The sequence below is a fragment of the Pseudomonas putida NBRC 14164 genome, assembly GCF_000412675.1.
GTDB lineage: Bacteria > Pseudomonadota > Gammaproteobacteria > Pseudomonadales > Pseudomonadaceae > Aquipseudomonas > Aquipseudomonas putida.
In genome coordinates, this window is sequence record NC_021505.1 from 2,681,057 (window position 1) to 2,699,333 (window position 18,277).

Genomic DNA, 18,277 nt, shown 5'->3' on the forward strand with positions numbered 1-18,277 from the left:
TCGAGGGCGCCCAGGTGTTTGAAATGCGCGGCGTTCGCCGTCAGAATCGCGCCCCATTGCAAAGCCAGGGGCACATTTTGAACGAACAGACTTTGTCCAGGCGCCTGGAGCGCGTGGCTGCACATGTGCCGCAGGGCGCCCGCTTGGCCGACATCGGCTCGGACCATGGTTATCTGCCGGTAGCGTTGATGCTGCGGGGGGTGATCGAGGCCGGGGTGGCGGGCGAGGTGGCGCAGACGCCGTTTGCCTCGGCGCAGCGCAATGTGCGCAGAAACGGCCTGCAAGACCGGTTAACCGTGCGCCTGGCCGATGGCCTGGCGGCGGTCGAACCGCAAGACCGCATCTCGGTGGTCAGCATCTGCGGCATGGGTGGCGACACCATGTGCGACATCCTCGAGGCCGGCAAGCAGCGCCTTGGCGGCGTCACGCGCCTGGTACTGCAGCCCAATGGCGGTGAGCGCGAGCTGCGCCAATGGCTGGCGGGCAATGGGTACCAGATCGTCAGCGAAGAGCTGCTGCGGGAAAACCGCTTCGACTACGAAATCATCGTCGCCGAGCCGGGCAGCGTGGTGTATAGCGTTGAACAGCTGTACTTCGGCCCGGTGTTGATGCAGGAGAAAAGCGAGGCATTTCTGGTCAAGTGGCGGCGCATGCTGCGCCAGAAGCAGCAGACCCTGGCCAATTTCCAACGGGCCCGCGATGCGGTGCCTCAGGCGAAAATCGACGATTTCAATCAGCAGGTGGGCTGGATCACCCAGGTACTCGCCTGACTCACTGCTGCGAGCAGTTGCCCATTTCGCGGTAGTCTATTTCGCGTTTCTGGCCCTGGTGGTCGACGTACACCATGTGCGCAGTGCCAACCTGGCAGTCGGCAGCGTTGCTGGCCGGGGTGATGGAGATCACTTTGGCCACATCCAGCGGCATGCCGTACTCATAATTGCTGCTGGTTGGCTGCGTACTGCCCGCATCGGCAAAGGCACCGAACGAGGCGAGGGTGGCGGCCACAGCAAGGACAGCGATCGAACGTTTCATGACAGGCTCCATTTCTTGAATGTATGACTAATGATGTATTCATTGGTCATCCACAATAAATGGGCCAGTCCGTGATAGATTCCTGCCTGTAACGCAAGAATAAGACTGAACAAGGAGCACACCCTCATGGACATGCTGCATGCCATGCGTACCTTCGCCCGTGTGGTGGAGTGTGGCAGCTTCGCTGCGGCCGCCAATGCGTTGGATATTTCCGCGGCACAGGTTTCGCGAATTGTTGCCGAGCTGGAGAACCAGCTGCAGACCCGCCTGCTGCACCGCACCACCCGGCGCCTGCGCATGAGCGAGGCGGGTGAGCGGTTTCTGGAGCGTGCGCGGCAGATCATGCTGCTGACCGAAGAGGCGGTGGGTGAAGCCCGCGGTGCGCACCTCACCCCTCGCGGCCATCTGCGCTTGCATTGCCCGCACGGTCTGGGTCTGCTGCTGATGCCGCTGGTGGCCGGCTACAACGCGCTGTGCCCGGAGGTGGTGATCGAGTTGACGCTGTCCCAGCGCAATCCTGACCCGCTGGCCGAAGGGCATGACGTGGTGATCACCGTGGACGGTGCGCTGCCGGACTCCCAGCTGATTGCCGTCCCGCTTGGCAATATCTTCAGTATCCCGTGCGCGGCGCCCAGCTATCTGGAGCGGCATGGCGTGCCTGAGCGCCCCGAGGACCTGCATGCGCACCGCTGCCTGCGAATGGCGTATCCCATGTATGAAGGCGACTGGGTATTCCCCCAGGGGGTGGACCAGTGCGTGATCGCACCCAGTGACAACTTCTCCACCAACGTTGCCGACGCCATGCTGGTGGCCAGTGAGTTGGGCATGGGCATCGGCCTGCTACCGTTCTATACGGCCAGCCAGTCGATCGAGCAAGGGCGTTTGTGCAGGCTGCTGGCGCCGTACCGGTTGCGCGAGAGTGCGCTGTATGCGATGTACCCGTCACGGCATTATCTGGACGCCAAGGTGCGGACGTGGATCGATTACCTCAAGGAGCAGTTGCCAGCGGTGTTCGAGGGGCATGCGCAGGTGGTGGATGATTCGCGTTACTGGCGCTGAATCGCAGATCGGCTTCCTTGTGGGAGCGACACAAGGCCGCTCCCACAGACGGGGACCGCCGTACTACAGGGGATAGTGCTTCAGCTCGCGTGCAATCAGCATGCGCTGGATCTCGCTCGACCCCTCATATATCTGCGTGATCCGCGCATCCCGGTAGTAGCGCTCCACCGGGTAATCCTCCAGGTAGCCATACCCGCCATGCACCTGGATCGCCATCGAGCACACCCGCTCGGCCATTTCCGAAGCGAATAATTTGGCCTGCGACGCCTCCGAGAGGCACGGCTTGCCAGCGCTGCGCAGGCGGGCGGCATGCAGGATCAGCAAACGTGCGGCGTTTACCTGTACCTGCATGTCGGCCAGCAGGTTGGCGATGCTCTGGTGCTCGTTGATCGGCTTGCCGAACTGCACCCTGTCGCGCGAGTAGACCAGCGCCGCCTCGAACGCCGCGCGGGCAATGCCCAACGCCTGGGCGGCGATGCCGATACGCCCGCCTTCAAGGTTGGACAGGGCGATGGCCAAGCCCTTGCCACGCTCGCCAAGGAGGTTGGCAGCGGGGATGCGGCAGTTGTCGAAGGTGACCGCGCAGGTGTCGGAGGCGCGGATGCCCATCTTGTGCTCGCTGCGGTCTACCTTGAAGCCCGGGTTGTCGGTGGGCACCAGAAACGCCGAGAGGCCCTTCTTGCCCAGCTCTGGGTCGGTCACCGCGAAGACGATGGCCAGGCCGGCGCGGCGGGCGTTGCTGACGAACTGCTTGGCGCCATTGATTACCCACTCGCCGTTGACCAGCTCGGCACGGGTGCGCAGGTTGTGCGCCTCGGAGCCGGCCTGCGGCTCGGTGAGGCAGAAGCAGCCGATGACCTCGCCGCTGGCCAGGCGCGGTAGCCATTGCTGTTGTTGCTCGGCAGTACCGTAGGCCAGCAGCGGGCCGCAGCCTACCGAGTTGTGAATGCTCATCATCGCCCCGGTGGCGCCGCAGCCTGCGGCGATTTCTTCCACGGCCAGGGCGTAGGCAACGTAGTCGGTATAGCTGCCGCCGAAGACCTCCGGCACCACCATGCCCAGCAGGCCCAGTTCGCCCATCTTGCGCACCACGCCGTCATCGATCCAGCCGGCCTTTTCCCAGGCCTGGGCGTGCGGGGCGATCTCGCCACGGGCAAAGTCCCGGGCCATGTCGCGGATCATGATCTGCTCTTCGCTCAGTTCCAGGTCTTGCATCTGTGTACTCCCGGGCTCACAGGCCTTCGAAGAATTGGTCAACCCGCTGCGGTTGCAGCGCGGCCAGGGTCGGCGGGTTCCAGCGAGGCTGTTTGTCCTTGTCGATGATCAGGGCGCGCACGCCTTCGATGATGTCGCCGTGCCGGAACCACTGGCGGTCCAGGTGCAGCTCCATGGCAAAGCAGTCTTCCAGCCCAAGGTGGCGACCGCGGCGCAACATCTCCAGGGTAACCGCCATGGCCAGCGGTGAGCGGCTTTCCAGCTGGTCGGCGGCGGCCACGGCCCAGGCATGGCTGTCACCGATACTGACCGCACGCAATTGCTCGACGATGGCTTGCAGGTTGGGCAGGGCGAAGAAGTGGTCGATGACCGGGCGCAGCTTTTCCAGTGGTGCATCTGCCAGCGCCTGGGTACCGAGCGTGGCCAGCAGGTTCTGCAGGTCCTTCAGCGGGTTGTCGCCAAAGTTCAGTTGGTTCAGGCCCTGGTCAAGGGCGGTGAGCTGGTCACTGGCCAGGTACCAGTCGGCCAGGCCGCAGTACAGGGCGTCGGCCGCCTGGATCTGGGTACCGCTGACGCCCAGGTAGATGCCCAGTTCGCCGGGGATACGTGACAGGAAGTAGCTACCGCCTACATCGGGGAAGTAGCCGATACCGACTTCGGGCATGCCCAGCCGGCTGCGCTCGGTGACCACGCGCAGATCACAGCCCTGGGCCAGGCCCATGCCGCCGCCAAGGGTGAAGCCGTCCATCAGCACCAGCACGGGTTTGCGGTAGCGGTGGATGAGCAGGTCGAGGGCGTATTCCTCGACGAAGAAGGTTTCATGCAGCGTGTCGCCAGCTTTGAAACTGTCGTGCAGCGACCGGATATCGCCCCCGGCACAAAAGCCCTTGGGGCCTTCGCCGCGCAGCACCACAGCGCGCACTTGCGGGTCCTCGGCCCACTGGTCGAGGTGCTGGCGCAGGCTACGGACCATGTCCAGGGTCAGGGCGTTGAGGCCGGCGGGGCGGTTCAGGGTCAGGTGGCCGACCTGGTTGCGGACCTCGGCCAGTACATGATCGGTTGCCGAGGTATTAGCTTGCGCAGTCATTGCGTTCTCCCTGCTTTGTTATTGATTTTCCAAGTGAAGTCTGGAGTTCGCTGGAGGATCGCAGGATCCTGTCATGCGAATTTGCCTTGCACAATCGACAATTATGCAGGGGCATCGTGCATTTTTGCTTTAGGCCACTGATCCGGCTCGGCAATTCATTAACCTGAGCGTAACAAACACGCCAGCAGCTTGATTGATCCGCCAGGCAGCGCAGCCCTAAGGTGACCTCCACGACAGCGAACCTGTGGAGCCACCATGCCAATAACTCAGAATCCACCGCCGCAATGGTCGCGGCGGCGCGCCGAAAAGCAGCGCCGCCTTGATCGGGTACGTCACCTCGCCGACGGCGTGGTGCTGCCCACCGAGCGTCTCGTCGAAGCCCTCGAACTGCTGCTGGCCCCGGGCGACCGGGTGGTGCTGGAGGGCAACAACCAAAAGCAGGCCGACTTCCTTTCACGCTCGCTGGCCAAGGTCGACCCCGGGCGCCTGCACGACCTGCACATGATCATGCCCAGCGTGAGCCGCGCCGAGCACCTGGACCTGTTCGAGCGTGGCATCGCGCGCAAGCTCGACTTCTCCTTCGCCGGCCCGCAGAGCCTGCGCATCAGCCAGTTGCTGGAAGATGGGCTGCTCGAAGTCGGTGCCATCCACACCTATATCGAACTGTACTCGCGGCTGCTGGTCGACCTGATCCCCAACGTCACTCTGGTGGCCGGCTTCATGGCCGACCGTGACGGTAACCTGTACACCGGCCCCAGCACCGAGGACACCCCGGCACTGGTGGAGCCGGCCGCGTTCAGCGACGGTATCGTCATCGCCCAGGTCAACCAGCTGGTGGAGCGCGTGGGCGACCTGCCACGGGTCGACATCCCGGCGTCCTGGGTCGATTTCGTGGTGGTCGCCGACCAGCCCTTCTATATAGAACCGCTGTTCACCCGGGACCCGCGCCACATCAAGCCGGTGCATGTGCTGATGGCGATGATGGCCATTCGCGGCATCTACGAAAAACACCAGGTGCAGTCGCTGAACCATGGTATCGGCTTCAATACCGCCGCCATCGAGCTGATCTTGCCCACCTACGGCGAGTCGTTGGGCCTGAAGGGCAAGATTTGCCGCAACTGGACGCTCAACCCGCACCCGACCTTGATCCCGGCCATCGAGACTGGCTGGGTGCAAAGCGTGCATTGCTTCGGCACCGAGCTGGGCATGGAGGACTACATCGCCCAGCGCCCCGACGTGTTCTTCACCGGCCGCGACGGCTCGCTGCGTTCCAACCGCATGATGTGCCAACTGGCGGGGCAATACGCCGTCGACCTGTTCATCGGCGCCACCTTGCAAGTGGATGGCGATGGCCATTCCTCGACCGTGACCCGCGGCCGCCTGGCCGGCTTTGGCGGTGCGCCGAACATGGGCCACGACCCGCGTGGCCGGCGCCACGCTACCCCGGCCTGGCTCGACATGACCGTGCCGGAAACCCTGCTGGAGCGCGGGCGCAAGCTGGTGGTGCAAATGGTCGAGACCTACCAGGAAGGCGGCAAGCCCACTTTCGTGGAAACCCTCGATGCCGTGGAAGTGGCCAGGAAGGCCGGGATGCCGCTGGCGCCGGTGATGATTTACGGCGATGACGTCACCCACCTGCTGACCGAGGAGGGCATTGCCTACCTGTACAAGGCCCGCAGCCTGGAAGAACGCCAGCAGATGATTGCCGCCGTGGCCGGGGTTACCGCCATCGGCCTGCGCCACGACCCGAAAGACACCCTGCGCATGCGCCAGCAAGGCCTGATCGCGTTGCCTGAGGACCTCGGCATCCGCCGCACCGACGCCAGCCGCGAGCTGCTGGCCGCGCGCAGCATTGCCGACCTGGTCGAGTGGTCCGGCGGCCTCTACAACCCGCCTGCCCGGTTCAGGAGCTGGTGATGAAAGCACTCGACTTGCAACCGCATGTGCAGCTTCGCGAGCATGCTCGCTCCCACAGGCTTACCGCCGTCCTTGAACCTTGTGCAGTCCCTGTGGGAGCGGGCAAGCCCGCGAAAAGGCCCGCCCAGGCAACCGAAATCCCACTGGCTGACCACCTGGCCGACCTTGCAGTAGAGGCCCTGATCGACGAAGCCGACCTGTCCCCCAAACCCGGCCTGGTCGACCGCCGCAGCAACGGCGCCCACCACGACATGACCCTGGCCCTGATGCACGCCTCGGCCCTGGCCCTGTGGCCATGCCTGCGCAACATGGCCGAAGCCGCCCGGTCCATCGGTCAGGTTGGCCAGCCCCTGCGCGCCACACTGGGCCAGCTCGGCCGCGAAGGCGAGGCCGCCATGCTTGCCGCCACCCACGGGGTCAATACCCACCGCGGCGCCATTTGGGCACTGGGCCTGCTGGTCGCGTCCACGGCCCTCGATACCCAGGCAGACGCCTGCACCCTGGCCGCCCGCGCCGGGCGTATAGCCCTGTTCGACGACCCGGCCATGCCGTACCACCACAGCCATGGCTTGCAGGTCCGCCACCGCTACGGCACCAGCGGCGCCCGCGAACAGGCACAGCAAGGCTTCCCCGCCGTCATCGGCCATGGCCTGCCACAACTGCAGCGCAGCCGCGCCGCCGGTGCCAGCGAGCAGCACGCCCGTCTCGACGCGTTACTGGCGATCATGGGCGTGCTCAGCGACACCTGCGTGCTCTGGCGCAGCGGCCCGGCCGGGCTGGCTGCCGTCCAGCAAGGTGCCCACGCCGTACTTGCCGAAGGCGGCAGCGCCACACTGGCGGGGCGCCGCCAACTGCGCCAGCTGGACCGGCAACTGCTACACCTGAACGCCTCACCGGGCGGCGCCGCCGACTTGCTGGCCGCCTGCCTGTTCCTCGACAAAGCCGGGAGCCTGTGACATGGAAACCCTGAATTTTCAATTCCCCGCCGCCGAACCGGGCCGCGGCCGGACGCTGGTGGGCTGCGTCAGCTCCGGCGACCTCGAAGTGCTGATCGAGCCCGGCACTGCCGGCAACCTGCACATCCAGGTAGTGACTTCGGTCAACGGCAGCGGCGCCCGTTGGGCGCAACTGTTGCAGCGCCTGTTCGAGGGCCGTGCGTGGCCGGCCGTGAACATCGACATCCATGATTTCGGCGCCACTCCAGGCGTGGTGCGCCTGCGCCTGGAGCAAGGCTTCGAGGAGATTGCCCATGACTGACACCGAACGCTTGCTGCGCAGCCGCAGCTTTGTCGAACTGGGCGCCCGCCAGCGCGCCCGCGCCGTGCTCGACCCGGGCAGCTTCCGTGAACTGCTGGGCCCGTTCGACCGGCTGATGTCGCCGTGGTTGCCGCGCCAGGGCATCGTGCCGCAGGCCGATGATGGTGTGGTTATCGCCAAGGGCCGGCTGAACGGGCGCCATGCCGTGGTCGCCGCCATCGAAGGCGGCTTTCAGGGGGGCAGCATGGGCGAGGTGGGAGGGGCCAAAATCGCGGGTGCCCTGGAACTGGCCATTGAAGATAACCGCAATGGCATCCCCACATGCGCCGTGTTGCTGCTGGAAACCGGCGGTGTGCGCCTGCAGGAAGCCAACCTCGGCCTGGCGGCGATTGCCGAAATCCAGGCGGCCATTGTCGAGCTGCGGGCCTTGCAGCCGGTGATCGGCCTGATCGCAGGTTCGGTGGGCTGCTTTGGCGGCATGTCCATTGCCGCGGGCCTGTGCAGCCACCTGCTGGTTACCCGCGAAGCGCGCCTGGGCCTGAACGGCCCGCAGGTGATCGAACAGGAGGCCGGTATCGGCGAATACGACGCCAAGGACCGCCCCTTCATCTGGAGCCTGACCGGTGGCGAACAACGCCACGCCAGCGGGTTGGTGGACGGCTACGTGGCCGATGACATCGATGCGCTGCGCGAACGCTTGCTGCAACTGCTGGACGCACCCTCCAAAGACCGCGCCAGCCAGCACACCTGGTTCCTCGACCGCCTGGCCCGGCTGGGCGATGACTGCCCGCAACTGGATGCCGCCGCCGTGCGCGCCCTTTACCAAGGAGAAGCCCAATGAACCGTGCCTTGAACTGGCTGCCGGGCCTGGCCGGCGGGCAAACCTTGCCAGGCTACCCCGCGTCGCTGCGGGTGATTGACGGCGAACTGGACAACCGCCTGGCGCGCTTCATCGCCGTGGTGCCCGATGCCGACAACCCATTCCCCCGTGCCCGCTCGGGTGAAGTCGGCCTGCTTGAAGGCTGGGGCCTGGCCAAGGCGGTGAGCGAGGCGGTGGAGGCTGACCGTAACGGCCAGAAGCGTGCCATTGTCGCGGTTATCGATGTGCCCAGCCAGGCCTATGGCCGCCGCGAGGAAGCGTTGGGCATTTACCAGGCATTGGCCGGTGCCGTGCAGGCCTACGCCGAGGCGCGGTTGGCCGGGCACCCGGTGATCGGTCTGCTGGTTGGCAAGGCCATGTCCGGCGCCTTCCTGGCCCACGGCTACCAGGCCCAGCGGCTGATTGCCCTGGACGACACGGGGGTCATGGTGCACGCCATGGGCAAGGCGGCTGCGGCGCGGATTACCCTGCGCAGCGTCGAGCAACTGGAGGCGTTGGCCGCCGAAGTGCCGCCCATGGCCTACGACCTGGCCAGCTACGCCTCGCTGGGCCTGCTGTGGCGCCGCCTGACTGTAGACAACGCCCAGGCACCGAGCGCCGCCGACATTGCCCAGGTGCGTGCCTGCCTGGCAGAAGCGGTGCGCGATATTGGTAGCACCACCGACCTGTCGTCGCGGTTGGCGGGGGAAAACCGCAGTGCCTCGCGTCAGGTACGCGAACAGCTGCGCCGCCAGTGGCAGGGCGCCTGAGATGAACTCGCCAAGGCCGCACGACCTGCTGTGGGGGATGCCCGTGTCGGGCTTGCCCGCCGATGCGCCGCAGTGGGCACAGGACGTACTGGCAAGCGGTCGACCGGTGGTGGTGCGCCGTGCCTCTTGTGAGGATGGCTGGGTAGCGGTTGGGGTACGTGGTCAGGGCCGGGCGCAGCGCTTGGGTGCGTTGATGCGCCTGGCCGATGTCCAGCGTCAGCAAGGCCCCGAAGTGCTGCGGGTGCACGTACAAAGCCCATGGCCTGCGCTACAGGCACTGGCCTCGGTCACCCCGGTATTGCAGGCCAGCGACCTGGCCTGGGGGCCGACGGGCGGGGTGGGGTACCAGATTGCGACCGGCATTGAAGTGGTACATGCCGACAGTGACCTGGACCTGCTGCTGCGCACACCGCAACCGCTTGCCCGCGCCCAGGCGCGAGAGCTGCTGGATATCCTCGACTGCGCGCCGTGCCGTATCGATGTGCAGCTGGAAACCCCGGCAGGTGCCATTGCCTTACGCGAATGGGCCGGTTTTGCCCGCCGTGTGCTGCTCAAGTCGCCCCATGGCCCGCGCCTGGTCAGCGACCCTTGGGCAATGATGGAGCGTGCCGCATGAGCAGCCTGTTCGCCTTTCCCGGCCAGGGCGCCCAGCAGGTGGGCATGCTACAGCGCTTGCCTGAGGGCGCCGGGCAGCTGCTGGAGGAGGCCAGCGATACCCTTGGCCAAGCCGCGCTGGCACTGGACAGCCGGCAAGCGCTGCAGTCTACCCGCGCTGTTCAGCTGTGCCTGCTGCTGAGCGGTGTGGCCTGGGCACGCTGGCTGATGCAGCGCAGCCCAGCGCCGGATTATGTGGCGGGGTTGTCGATTGGCGCCTATCCCGCGGCGGTTACGGCTGGCGCCCTGGGGTTTGCCGATGCCGTGCGCCTGGTCGCCCTGCGTGGCGAGCTGATGCAGTGCGCCTACCCGCAAGGCTACGGCATGACCGCACTCAGCGGCCTGGACCTGGCAAGTGTCGAGCGTTTGCTGAGCGAGGTGGAGGGCGAGGTGTTCGTCGCCAACCTCAACAGCGAAAACCAGATCGTCATCGCCGGTAGCGATACGGCGATGGCTGCGGTCGCCGCCAGGGCTCGCCGTCAAGGCCAGGGCGTGGCCCGACGCCTGGCAGTCAGCGTGCCGTCGCATTGCCCGTTGCTGGATGGCCCGGCAGCGGAACTGGCCAGTGCCTTCGCCACGGTTGAGTTACACCGCCCACGCATTACCTACCTCAGCGCCAGCAGCGCGCGCCCGGTGTTCGACCCGCAGCGTCTGCGCGACGACCTGGCGGGCAACATGGCCAGGGTGGTCGACTGGCGCGCCACGTTGCGCAATGCCTTTGAGCGTGGCGTGCGCCTGCATCTGGAAATACCACCCGGCAGCGTGCTCAGCGGGCTGGCCCGGGCAGTGTTCGAACAGGGCAGGGTAGTGGCCGTGGAGGGTACACGGTGGGACACCCTGGACGCGCTGCTGCGCCAGGAGGTGGCCCAGAACCGATGATGGCAGGCAACGCAATTCCTGTGGGAGCGGCCTTGTGTCGCGATAGGGCCGCAGAGCGGCCCCGGCAATTCTGAAGTGAAGCGAAGATCCTTGGGGGCGCTGCGCACCCCTATCGCGACACAAGGCCGCTCCCACATTGACCGCGTGAGCCGGGCAAGTGTGTGTTTACGAAGAACAACAACAAGCAACTTCGACACTACCTGAGGACAACAATAATGATCATCTATGGTGTGGCACTGCTGGCGGTCTGCACGCTTGCCGGCGTTATCGTCGGCGACTTCCTGGGCGTGTTGCTGGGCGTCAAATCCAATGTGGGCGGGGTCGGCATCGCCATGATCCTGCTGATCTGCGCGCGGCTGTACATGCATCGCAACGGTGGCATGAGCAAGGAGTGCGAGTTTGGCGTGGGCTTCTGGGGCGCCATGTATATCCCGGTAGTGGTGGCCATGGCCGCCCAGCAGAACGTGGTCACGGCCCTGCACGGCGGGCCGGTAGCGCTGCTGGCGGCAGTGGGCGCGGTGCTGGTGTGCGGCGCGACCATCGCCCTGATCAGCCGCAGCCACCGTGGCGAGCCTTTGCCGGCCCTTGAACCCACCCCCGAAGCCCGCGCGCAGGTTGCCCCTGCAGGAGGTCGTTGAACATGTGGCCGATCATTGAAAATGCCCTGGAGCACAACGGCCTGATCACTGCCTTTGCAGTGGTAGGCGCAATCATGTGGTTGTCGGTTGTGATGTCGAAGTACCTCACCTTCGGCCGGGTGCACGGCTCGGCCATCGCCATCGTCATCGGCCTGGTGCTGGCCTGGGTAGGCGGCACCGTGACGGGTGGGCAGAAAGGCCTGGCCGACATGGCGCTGTTCTCCGGTATCGGCCTGATGGGCGGGGCCATGCTGCGGGACTTCGCCATTGTTGCCACGGCCTTCGAGGTGCAGGCCACCGAAGCGCGCAAGGCCGGGATGATTGGCTTGGTGGCGCTGTTGCTGGGCACCGTGCTGCCCTTCATTGTCGGCGCGGCAGTGGCCTATGCCTTCGGCTACCGCGATGCGGTGAGCATGACCACCATCGGCGCGGGGGCGGTGACCTATATCGTCGGGCCGGTGACCGGGGCGGCGCTGGGTGCAAGTTCGGACGTGATGGCCCTGTCGATCGCCACCGGCCTGATCAAGGCGATCCTGGTGATGGTGTTCACCCCGGTGTCGGCGCGCCTGCTGGCGCTGGACAACCCGCGCTCGGCAATGGTGTTCGGCGGGTTGGCAGGGACGGTGTCGGGGGTGACGGCCGGGCTGGCCGCGACGGATCGGCGGCTGGTGCCGTATGGCGCGTTGACCGCCACCTTCCATACCGGGCTGGGGTGCCTGATGGGGCCGTCGATTCTGTACTTCTGCGTACGCGGCCTGGTCGGCTGACGTCGTAGCCTTCACTCTGTGGGAGCGGGCGTGCCCGCGAAGCAGGCGACGCGGTGCATGGCACCGGCTTCGCCGGTGTTCGCGGCCACGGCCGCTCCCACAGTGATTGCGTCGCCTTCAGTCATGCAACCCGTTGCCCCCAAATCGGGGAAAACCGCCGGGTGATCCTCCCCAATCCGATTCGGTTACCTACGCAACCATCTGAAAATATTAGCTATCTTCTCCTGGCATACACCTTGCTCCACACCTCCGCAGAGTTCCCGTGTCTTGGAGGTGCAGCATGTCTACGCCACGCAAAGGCCCCCTTCTGTCATCACTCGTTCTGGCCCTGTTAGGCTTGGAATCGACCAGCGAGGCGGCCGTGCAGTGCCAGCGCACCTTGGTCGCCAATGTGGTGGCACTGGACCAGCCACTGATGTTCAACCGCCTTGGCGCGCAGAACGCCAATGGCATGATGTTCGCGCTTCGTGAAGATGTGGTGGACGACAAGCAAGTCCCCCTCAGCAAGGGCGGGGCCGCGGTACCGGGCAAGGTCACCCTGCGCCCGGACAAGCGCCCACGGCCGATTGTGCTGCGGGTAGCCGCCGGTGACTGCCTCACGGTCAACCTGACCAACCTGCTGGCCTACCAGGCCAACCCCAACAAGCACGGCATCGAGGCCGCAGAGCCCGAGGGTGAGGAGGAGGGGCCGGAGGTTGAAAACCAGGGCGGTGAAGGCGATGTCGCCGATGAACAGGTCGCCGAGCGTATGGTCGGCTTCCAGGTCAATGGCATGCAGGCGGTCAACAGCATCGCCGATATCTCCGCCTATACAGGGCGCAATGGCAACTTCTTCGCCAGCCCCGGCAGCACCCGCAGCTATACCTTGTATGCCGAGCGCGAAGGGGCATTCGCCGCCACCAGCAAAGCCGCCACGTTCGGCGGCGAAGGCACGGCGGGCAATGTTGCCAATGGCCTGTTCGGGCAGGTGGTGGTGGTACCCAAATTGGGCCGCACCTACCGCAACACCCTCACCGAGGAAGAAATGCGCCTGGCCACTACCGGCCGTACTGCCACCGGCCAGCCCGTGATCGACTACGAAGCCCGCTACCCCCAGGCAGAACCGTGGATCACCGAGGGCAAGGCCGGCAAACCGATCATCGCCATGGTCAATGGCAATGAGATCATCAACAGCGAAACCGATGCCATCGTCATGGGCCCCAACGCCGATGGCAGCTTCCCCAAGTCGACCTACCCGCTGGAAAGCATCGGCAAGCGCAACCCGGCGCTGCCCAACCGGCTGGAGGCGTTCCGTGATTTCGCCTCGCAGTTCGCCGACGAGGTCGCCGGCACCCAGGCCTTTCCCGGCTACTGGGCAGACCCGGTGATGGGGCACGTGCTGGAACCGGCGCGAGACTCGTTCATGATCAACTACGGCTCTGGCGGCATGGGCGCCGAAGTGGTGGCCAACCGCCTGGGGGTAGGCCCGATGCACGACTGCCTGTCGTGCGCTTACGAAGAGTTCTTCCTCAGCGCTCACACCGTCGGAGACATCGGCACCCTGGTGGATGTGCCGGCCAATGTGGGCCTGGAGCACATCCGCCCGGGTGAGGTCCCACCGGCCAGTGCTGTCGGGGTCAAGGCCAGCATGGCCCTGTACCCTTCGGAACCTGCCAACGTGCACCACAGCTATATCGGTGACTTCACCAAGTTCCGCAACACCCACAACGGCCACGAGCAGCATATATTTCACCTGCACGGCCACCAGTGGCTGTTCAACCCCAATGACGACAACTCCGACTATATCGATGCCCAGGGCATCGGCGCCGGCGTTGGCTACACCTACGAAATCGCCAACGGTGGGTCGGGTAACCGCAACCGGGTGGCCGGTGATGCTATCTACCATTGCCACTTCTACCCGCACTTTGCCCAGGGCATGTGGGCCATGTGGCGGGTACATGACGTGTTCGAAGAAGGCACCCGTCTTGAGGTGAGCGGGCAGGGCGAGAACGGCTTCCACAGCACACCGTTCGCCCTGCGCAGCGGCAAGCCTGCCGCTGGCGCCCGGGCATTGCCCGATGGCGAAATCATTGCGGGTACGCCGATTCCGGCCATCGTGCCGCTGCCTGGCAAAGCCATGGCGCCGATGCCTGGCAAGGTCGTGGTGGTACCCAAACTGTCTGAGGAACTGGTCGCCGCCAGCGACGATGATGACGAAGCCGAGGACGAAGGCGATGACGACCACGCCAACCCGGCGCCGGTGCGCAAAGCCGTCGGCTCGCTGGCACTTGTCGACCGCACCGATGCCAACCGCAACGCTGATGGCACCCTGAAAAACCCAGGCTACCCGTTCTGGATCGGCGGCATGGAAAGCAGCGTTGGCAACCGCCCGCCAACCCCGCCGCTGGACATGCTCGACCCAGCCCTGGCGCGCCAGTTGAAAGACAGCGGCAAAGCCCTGTGGGCCAACCTGGATGCAAACCAGGTCGATGGCTGGGACGGCGGCCTTGGCCGCCATGCACTCGACGGTGTTTCCGCAGGTGGCGAGGCGCAAACGACCACCACCAAGCTGGACTTCACCAAGGTCGTGCACAAGGCCAAACCTATCTACCTGCCAGAAGAAGGCACCGATGTCGAACAGGCGGCCATGCAGTTCCACGCCATGGCCGAGCACCCAAGCTATGCCCTGATCCCCGGCAGCCAGCCGGTGGCCAAGGCGTTCCGCACCAATGGTGCCTTGCCGACTGCTGGCGCGCCGTTCTACGAGCCGTGCATGGATGACCGCGGCAAGCGCCTCACTCAGTCCTCCGGTGTGGGTGAGTTTTTCAGCGGCGAGAGCCTGACCGGCGTCAACTTCCGTGGCTCCTCCGCCTTTACCGCCGACCGTCCACGCATCTACAAGGGTGCCAACATCCAGTTCGACGCGGTGTACAACAAGGTCGGCTACCACTTCCCGCAGGCTCGCATCATCGCCTTGTGGGAAGATGCCTGGGCAGTGATTAACAAGCAGCGCGCGCCAGAGCCACTGGTGATGCGCATGAACACCTTCGACTGCACCATGTACCAGCACACCAACCTGATCCCGAACATCTACGAGATGGACGACTACCAGGTGCGCACCCCGACCGACGTGATCGGTCAGCACATCCACTTGCCGAAGTGGGACCTGACCGCTGCCGACGGTTCGGCCAACGGCTGGAACTACGAAGACGGCATTCTATCGCCCGGCAGCGTGGTCGAGCGGGTGCAAGCCATTCGTGCCTACAACGGCTGCACCGAGGGCGATAGCCGCGATGGCACCGCTGCCTGCCCGAAAGCCAGGCAGCACCCGTACTTTGGCCGCTTCGGCCGGGCCGACTGGCTGGGCGCACGTACGGCCATGCAGCGCTGGTTCGCTGACCCGCTGGTGAACGTGCATAACGTCGACCGTGGCCTGGGCACCATCTTCACCCACGACCACCTTGGCCCATCGACCCACCAGCAACTGGGCCTGTATGCCACCGTGCTGGCCGAACCGGCCGGCTCCACCTGGTACCATGCCGAAACCGGCGAGCAGCTGTACAACCCGGCCACGCGCCAGGATGGCGGCCCGACCTCGTGGCAGGCGGTAATCCAGACTGGCGACCACGATGGCGATGGCAAGAACGACAGCTACCGTGAGTTCTTCCTGGAATACAGTGACTTCCAGCATGCCTATGAAGCTGGGGTGTATGTAGGTGCAGGGCCGGACGGCATCCCCAATGCCCAGTCGTACCCGGCCACCGCAGACAGCTTCCGCTACGCCATCAACCCGCCAGTGCGCGGCAAGGCGTCGAACCTGCTGGAAGCCATTGTCGAGGAGCGCGGCGGTATCAACCCGGGCTGCCCAAGCCGTCCGTGCCCGCAGGCGATCTCGGTGGATGACCCGGGCATGTTCGTGGTCAACTATCGCAACGAGCCGCTGGCCCTGCGCGTGTACGACCCGAACAAGGTCGGCCCGGACGGCAAGCGTGGCATGCAGGCCGACGGCCTGGCCGGGGACCTCAGCTTTGCCATGCAAACTCGAACCGACCGCGCCATTCCGGCAATGAACCTGTCACCCTCGGCAATAACCTCGGCAGTTGGCCCTACCGGCGGCACCACGCTGTTTCCGCCACACATCAACAAGGCTGGCGCCGAGCCGGGCGACCCTTTCACCCCGCTGCTGCGCACCTACTCGGGTGACAATGTACGCCTGCGCATGCACGCCGGTGGCCATGAAGAGGAGCACAACGTCACCCTGCATGGCGTGAAGTGGCTGCAAAACGGCACAGGCTTCGGTAACAGTTCCAACTCGGGCTGGAAATCGTCGCAGATGATCGGCATCTCCGAGCAGATGGGCTTCATGGCACCGGTGTCGATGATCTCCAGTTCCGCCGCCACCAATGGCGACTACCTGTACTCGCTGGACGCCGCGCTGGAAGGCTACTGGAACGGTATCTGGGGCATCATGCGCAACTACACCGCGCAGCGTGCCGACCTGTTCCCGCTGCCCAACAACCCGCAACCGGTGGCCATGCGCAACACCGTGAACTTTGACGGCATCTGCCCGAAAACCACGGCCAACCCCAACGGCATTGGCACCCGCACCACGGTCAAGCGAAACTACGAAATCGTCGCAGCGCTGGCCAATGACATCCTCGAGAACCGTAATGGGGTCAGTATCAATGACCCGGCGGGCATCGGTCAGCATGTCGGCGGCACGCTGAAGGCCAACGGTGGCACACTGGTGTTCAACAGCCGTAAAACCGCGATCCCGCTGGTAAGTGGGGTAGACCCCGAAGATGGGGAACCCTTCACCATCGGGGGGCATAGTGCGCCGCTGCATGACCCGACCGCGATCCTGTACGTGCGCAAGGCCGACCTGGACGCCACCACCGGCAAGCTCAAGGCGGGTGTGCCGGTTGAGCCTCTGGTGCTGCGGGCCAACGCCGGCGACTGCATCAGCGTTACCCTGGAGAACCGCCTGCCACTGGTGATGCCAGACCTGCCGAGCACTGCAGTGATGCATAACGTGGTCAAGCGTGACCGCTTCGACAGCGAGGGTTCCACCGCCTTTGCCAACAACCTGATGCGGCCGTCCAGCCACGTGGGCCTGCATGCGCAGTTGCTGGCCTACGACATCACCAAGTCCGACGGCGCCAACGTTGGCCTGAACCCGGTGCAGACCGTACCTCCACGTGCCGGCACCAGTGGTGCTTACCCGACCAAGGTGTACCAGTACTACGCCGGCCACCTGGAGCGGGAAGGCAAACCTGTGTCGCAGCTAGGTCGCACGGTGGACAACATCAACTCCACTGCCATCGAGTTCGGCGGCCTCAACCTGACCCCGTCAGACTTCATCAAGCAGCCGCAGAAAGGCCTGGTGGGCGCCATGAGCATCCTGCCGCAAACTGCCACCTGGACCGAGGACGCCGCGTCTCGTACCCAGGCCACGGTGAAGGTCAGCGGGCAGCCGGACTACCGGGACTTCGTCACGGTGTGGCAGCGCGCACTGAACATGCGCTGGGCCGATGGTCGTCCGGTAGAAGGCATCAACACCGAAGGCAACGGTGCTGCCGGTGACCCGCAAGACAACGGCAACATGGCGGTCAACTACAAGACCGAGCCGTTGTGGCTGCGCTTCGGCATGGCGCCTGACTCACCGTTCGGCCGTGCAAATGGCCTGGGCTTTGGTGATGTACCAAACGCCCACATGGCCTACGCCAACGCCCTGGTCGGCGGCGACCCGCAAACCCCGGTGCTGTACGCCAAGCCTGGGCAACCGGTGCGCAACCATATCGTGATGCCCAGTGGTGGCAGCCGCGGCATGGTCTACCAGCTGGACGGGCACCTGTGGCCATTACACAACTACCAGGCCGAGAAAAATGACGCGGACGGCTACCCGATGAGCCTGCCTGGCATCGGTTCGGTGCGCTTTGGCTACAACCCAATGGCCATGTACATCGGTGCCCAGGAGAGCGTACTGCCTGCGGCGCACTTCAGCTTCATGCTGCCGAGTGCCGGTGGTGCAAACGCGGTGGCAGGTGACTACCTGTTCCGCGACTACGCCGCCTACGGCAACCTCTCGGGGCTGTGGGGGATTCTGCGGGTGACCAACGAAGCGCCGCCGGCAACGGCCCCGGCGCAGTGACGGAAGGGGAGCG

At 65.2% G+C, this 18,277-nt stretch carries 15 protein-coding genes; 12 read left to right on the plus strand and 3 right to left on the minus strand.

Annotation, left to right across the window (positions count from 1 at the left end; genetic code table 11):
- Positions 1–77: 77 nt before the first annotated feature.
- Positions 78–770, plus strand: coding sequence for a tRNA (adenine(22)-N(1))-methyltransferase (locus PP4_RS11940; protein ID WP_041168014.1), 693 nt, complete (start codon positions 78–80; stop codon positions 768–770).
- A 1-nt stretch (position 771) separates the two neighbouring features.
- Here PP4_RS11940 and PP4_RS11945 read toward each other — a convergent pair whose 3' ends face one another.
- Positions 772–1,032 carry a DUF2790 domain-containing protein gene (locus PP4_RS11945; protein WP_016499435.1) on the minus strand — a complete coding sequence of 87 codons (261 nt, stop codon included), beginning with the start codon at positions 1,030–1,032 and terminating at the stop codon, positions 772–774.
- 126 nt (positions 1,033–1,158) lie between these two features.
- Here PP4_RS11945 and PP4_RS11950 point away from each other — a divergent pair, with 126 nt between their 5' ends.
- A complete protein-coding gene (locus tag PP4_RS11950; RefSeq protein WP_016499436.1) occupies positions 1,159–2,091 on the plus strand; it encodes a LysR family transcriptional regulator in 933 nt (310 codons plus the stop codon).
- Between the two features lie 63 nt (positions 2,092–2,154).
- Here PP4_RS11950 and PP4_RS11955 read toward each other — a convergent pair whose 3' ends face one another.
- Positions 2,155–3,306: an acyl-CoA dehydrogenase family protein gene (locus PP4_RS11955; RefSeq protein ID WP_016499437.1), complete on the minus strand. Its 1,152-nt coding sequence runs from the start codon at positions 3,304–3,306 to the stop codon at positions 2,155–2,157.
- A gap of 16 nt (positions 3,307–3,322) precedes the next feature.
- Positions 3,323–4,393 carry an enoyl-CoA hydratase/isomerase family protein gene (locus PP4_RS11960; protein WP_016499438.1) on the minus strand — a complete coding sequence of 357 codons (1,071 nt, stop codon included), beginning with the start codon at positions 4,391–4,393 and terminating at the stop codon, positions 3,323–3,325.
- 255 nt (positions 4,394–4,648) lie between these two features.
- Between PP4_RS11960 and mdcA the strand changes: the two genes are divergently transcribed.
- From mdcA to mnxG, 10 genes are all read left to right on the plus strand, one after another.
- Complete coding sequence (mdcA, locus tag PP4_RS11965) at positions 4,649–6,310, plus strand: malonate decarboxylase subunit alpha (protein WP_016499439.1); 1,662 nt, start codon at positions 4,649–4,651, stop codon at positions 6,308–6,310.
- Positions 6,310–7,266: a triphosphoribosyl-dephospho-CoA synthase gene (locus PP4_RS11970; RefSeq protein ID WP_016499440.1), complete on the plus strand. Its 957-nt coding sequence runs from the start codon at positions 6,310–6,312 to the stop codon at positions 7,264–7,266. Before mdcA ends, PP4_RS11970 begins: the two co-directional genes overlap by 1 nt.
- Position 7,267: 1 nt before the next feature.
- Positions 7,268–7,567 (plus strand): malonate decarboxylase subunit delta, encoded by a 300-nt coding sequence (locus tag PP4_RS11975; protein ID WP_016499441.1) that lies wholly within the window; start codon positions 7,268–7,270, stop codon positions 7,565–7,567.
- Positions 7,560–8,408, plus strand: a complete 849-nt coding sequence (locus tag PP4_RS11980) for a biotin-independent malonate decarboxylase subunit beta (RefSeq protein WP_016499442.1) — start codon at positions 7,560–7,562, stop codon at positions 8,406–8,408. The genes PP4_RS11975 and PP4_RS11980 overlap by 8 nt, the downstream gene beginning before the upstream one ends.
- Positions 8,405–9,196, plus strand: a complete 792-nt coding sequence (gene mdcE, locus PP4_RS11985; protein ID WP_016499443.1) for a biotin-independent malonate decarboxylase subunit gamma — start codon at positions 8,405–8,407, stop codon at positions 9,194–9,196. Before PP4_RS11980 ends, mdcE begins: the two co-directional genes overlap by 4 nt.
- A 1-nt stretch (position 9,197) precedes the next feature.
- A complete protein-coding gene (locus PP4_RS11990; RefSeq protein ID WP_016499444.1) occupies positions 9,198–9,812 on the plus strand; it encodes a malonate decarboxylase holo-ACP synthase in 615 nt (204 codons plus the stop codon).
- Positions 9,809–10,729 (plus strand): malonate decarboxylase subunit epsilon, encoded by a 921-nt coding sequence (gene mdcH, locus PP4_RS11995; RefSeq protein WP_016499445.1) that lies wholly within the window; start codon positions 9,809–9,811, stop codon positions 10,727–10,729. The genes PP4_RS11990 and mdcH overlap by 4 nt, the downstream gene beginning before the upstream one ends.
- 215 nt (positions 10,730–10,944) lie before the next feature.
- On the plus strand, positions 10,945–11,367 hold the full coding sequence (madL, locus tag PP4_RS12000; protein WP_016499446.1) for a malonate transporter subunit MadL: 423 nt from the start codon (positions 10,945–10,947) through the stop codon (positions 11,365–11,367).
- Positions 11,368–11,369: 2 nt separating this feature from the next.
- Positions 11,370–12,134 (plus strand): malonate transporter subunit MadM, encoded by a 765-nt coding sequence (gene madM / locus PP4_RS12005; RefSeq protein ID WP_016499447.1) that lies wholly within the window; start codon positions 11,370–11,372, stop codon positions 12,132–12,134.
- Positions 12,135–12,414: 280 nt separating this feature from the next.
- Positions 12,415–18,264 (plus strand): manganese-oxidizing multicopper oxidase MnxG, encoded by a 5,850-nt coding sequence (mnxG, locus tag PP4_RS12010; RefSeq protein ID WP_016499448.1) that lies wholly within the window; start codon positions 12,415–12,417, stop codon positions 18,262–18,264.
- The last annotated feature ends 13 nt before the right edge of the window (positions 18,265–18,277 follow it).

Excerpts from the sequence above, each read along its gene's own strand:
- PP4_RS11945 (WP_016499435.1), bottom strand. The coding sequence starts at position 1,032 with ATGAAACGTTCGATCGCTGTCCTTGCTGTGGCCGCCACCCTCGCCTCG.
- PP4_RS11950 (WP_016499436.1), top strand. The coding sequence starts at position 1,159 with ATGGACATGCTGCATGCCATGCGTACCTTCGCCCGTGTGGTGGAGTGT.
- PP4_RS11955 (WP_016499437.1), bottom strand. The coding sequence starts at position 3,306 with ATGCAAGACCTGGAACTGAGCGAAGAGCAGATCATGATCCGCGACATG.
- PP4_RS11960 (WP_016499438.1), bottom strand. The coding sequence starts at position 4,393 with ATGACTGCGCAAGCTAATACCTCGGCAACCGATCATGTACTGGCCGAG.
- mdcA (WP_016499439.1), top strand. The coding sequence starts at position 4,649 with ATGCCAATAACTCAGAATCCACCGCCGCAATGGTCGCGGCGGCGCGCC.
- PP4_RS11970 (WP_016499440.1), top strand. The coding sequence starts at position 6,310 with ATGAAAGCACTCGACTTGCAACCGCATGTGCAGCTTCGCGAGCATGCT.
- PP4_RS11975 (WP_016499441.1), top strand. The coding sequence starts at position 7,268 with ATGGAAACCCTGAATTTTCAATTCCCCGCCGCCGAACCGGGCCGCGGC.
- PP4_RS11980 (WP_016499442.1), top strand. The coding sequence starts at position 7,560 with ATGACTGACACCGAACGCTTGCTGCGCAGCCGCAGCTTTGTCGAACTG.
- mdcE (WP_016499443.1), top strand. The coding sequence starts at position 8,405 with ATGAACCGTGCCTTGAACTGGCTGCCGGGCCTGGCCGGCGGGCAAACC.
- PP4_RS11990 (WP_016499444.1), top strand. The coding sequence starts at position 9,198 with ATGAACTCGCCAAGGCCGCACGACCTGCTGTGGGGGATGCCCGTGTCG.
- mdcH (WP_016499445.1), top strand. The coding sequence starts at position 9,809 with ATGAGCAGCCTGTTCGCCTTTCCCGGCCAGGGCGCCCAGCAGGTGGGC.
- madL (WP_016499446.1), top strand. The coding sequence starts at position 10,945 with ATGATCATCTATGGTGTGGCACTGCTGGCGGTCTGCACGCTTGCCGGC.
- madM (WP_016499447.1), top strand. The coding sequence starts at position 11,370 with ATGTGGCCGATCATTGAAAATGCCCTGGAGCACAACGGCCTGATCACT.
- mnxG (WP_016499448.1), top strand. The coding sequence starts at position 12,415 with ATGTCTACGCCACGCAAAGGCCCCCTTCTGTCATCACTCGTTCTGGCC.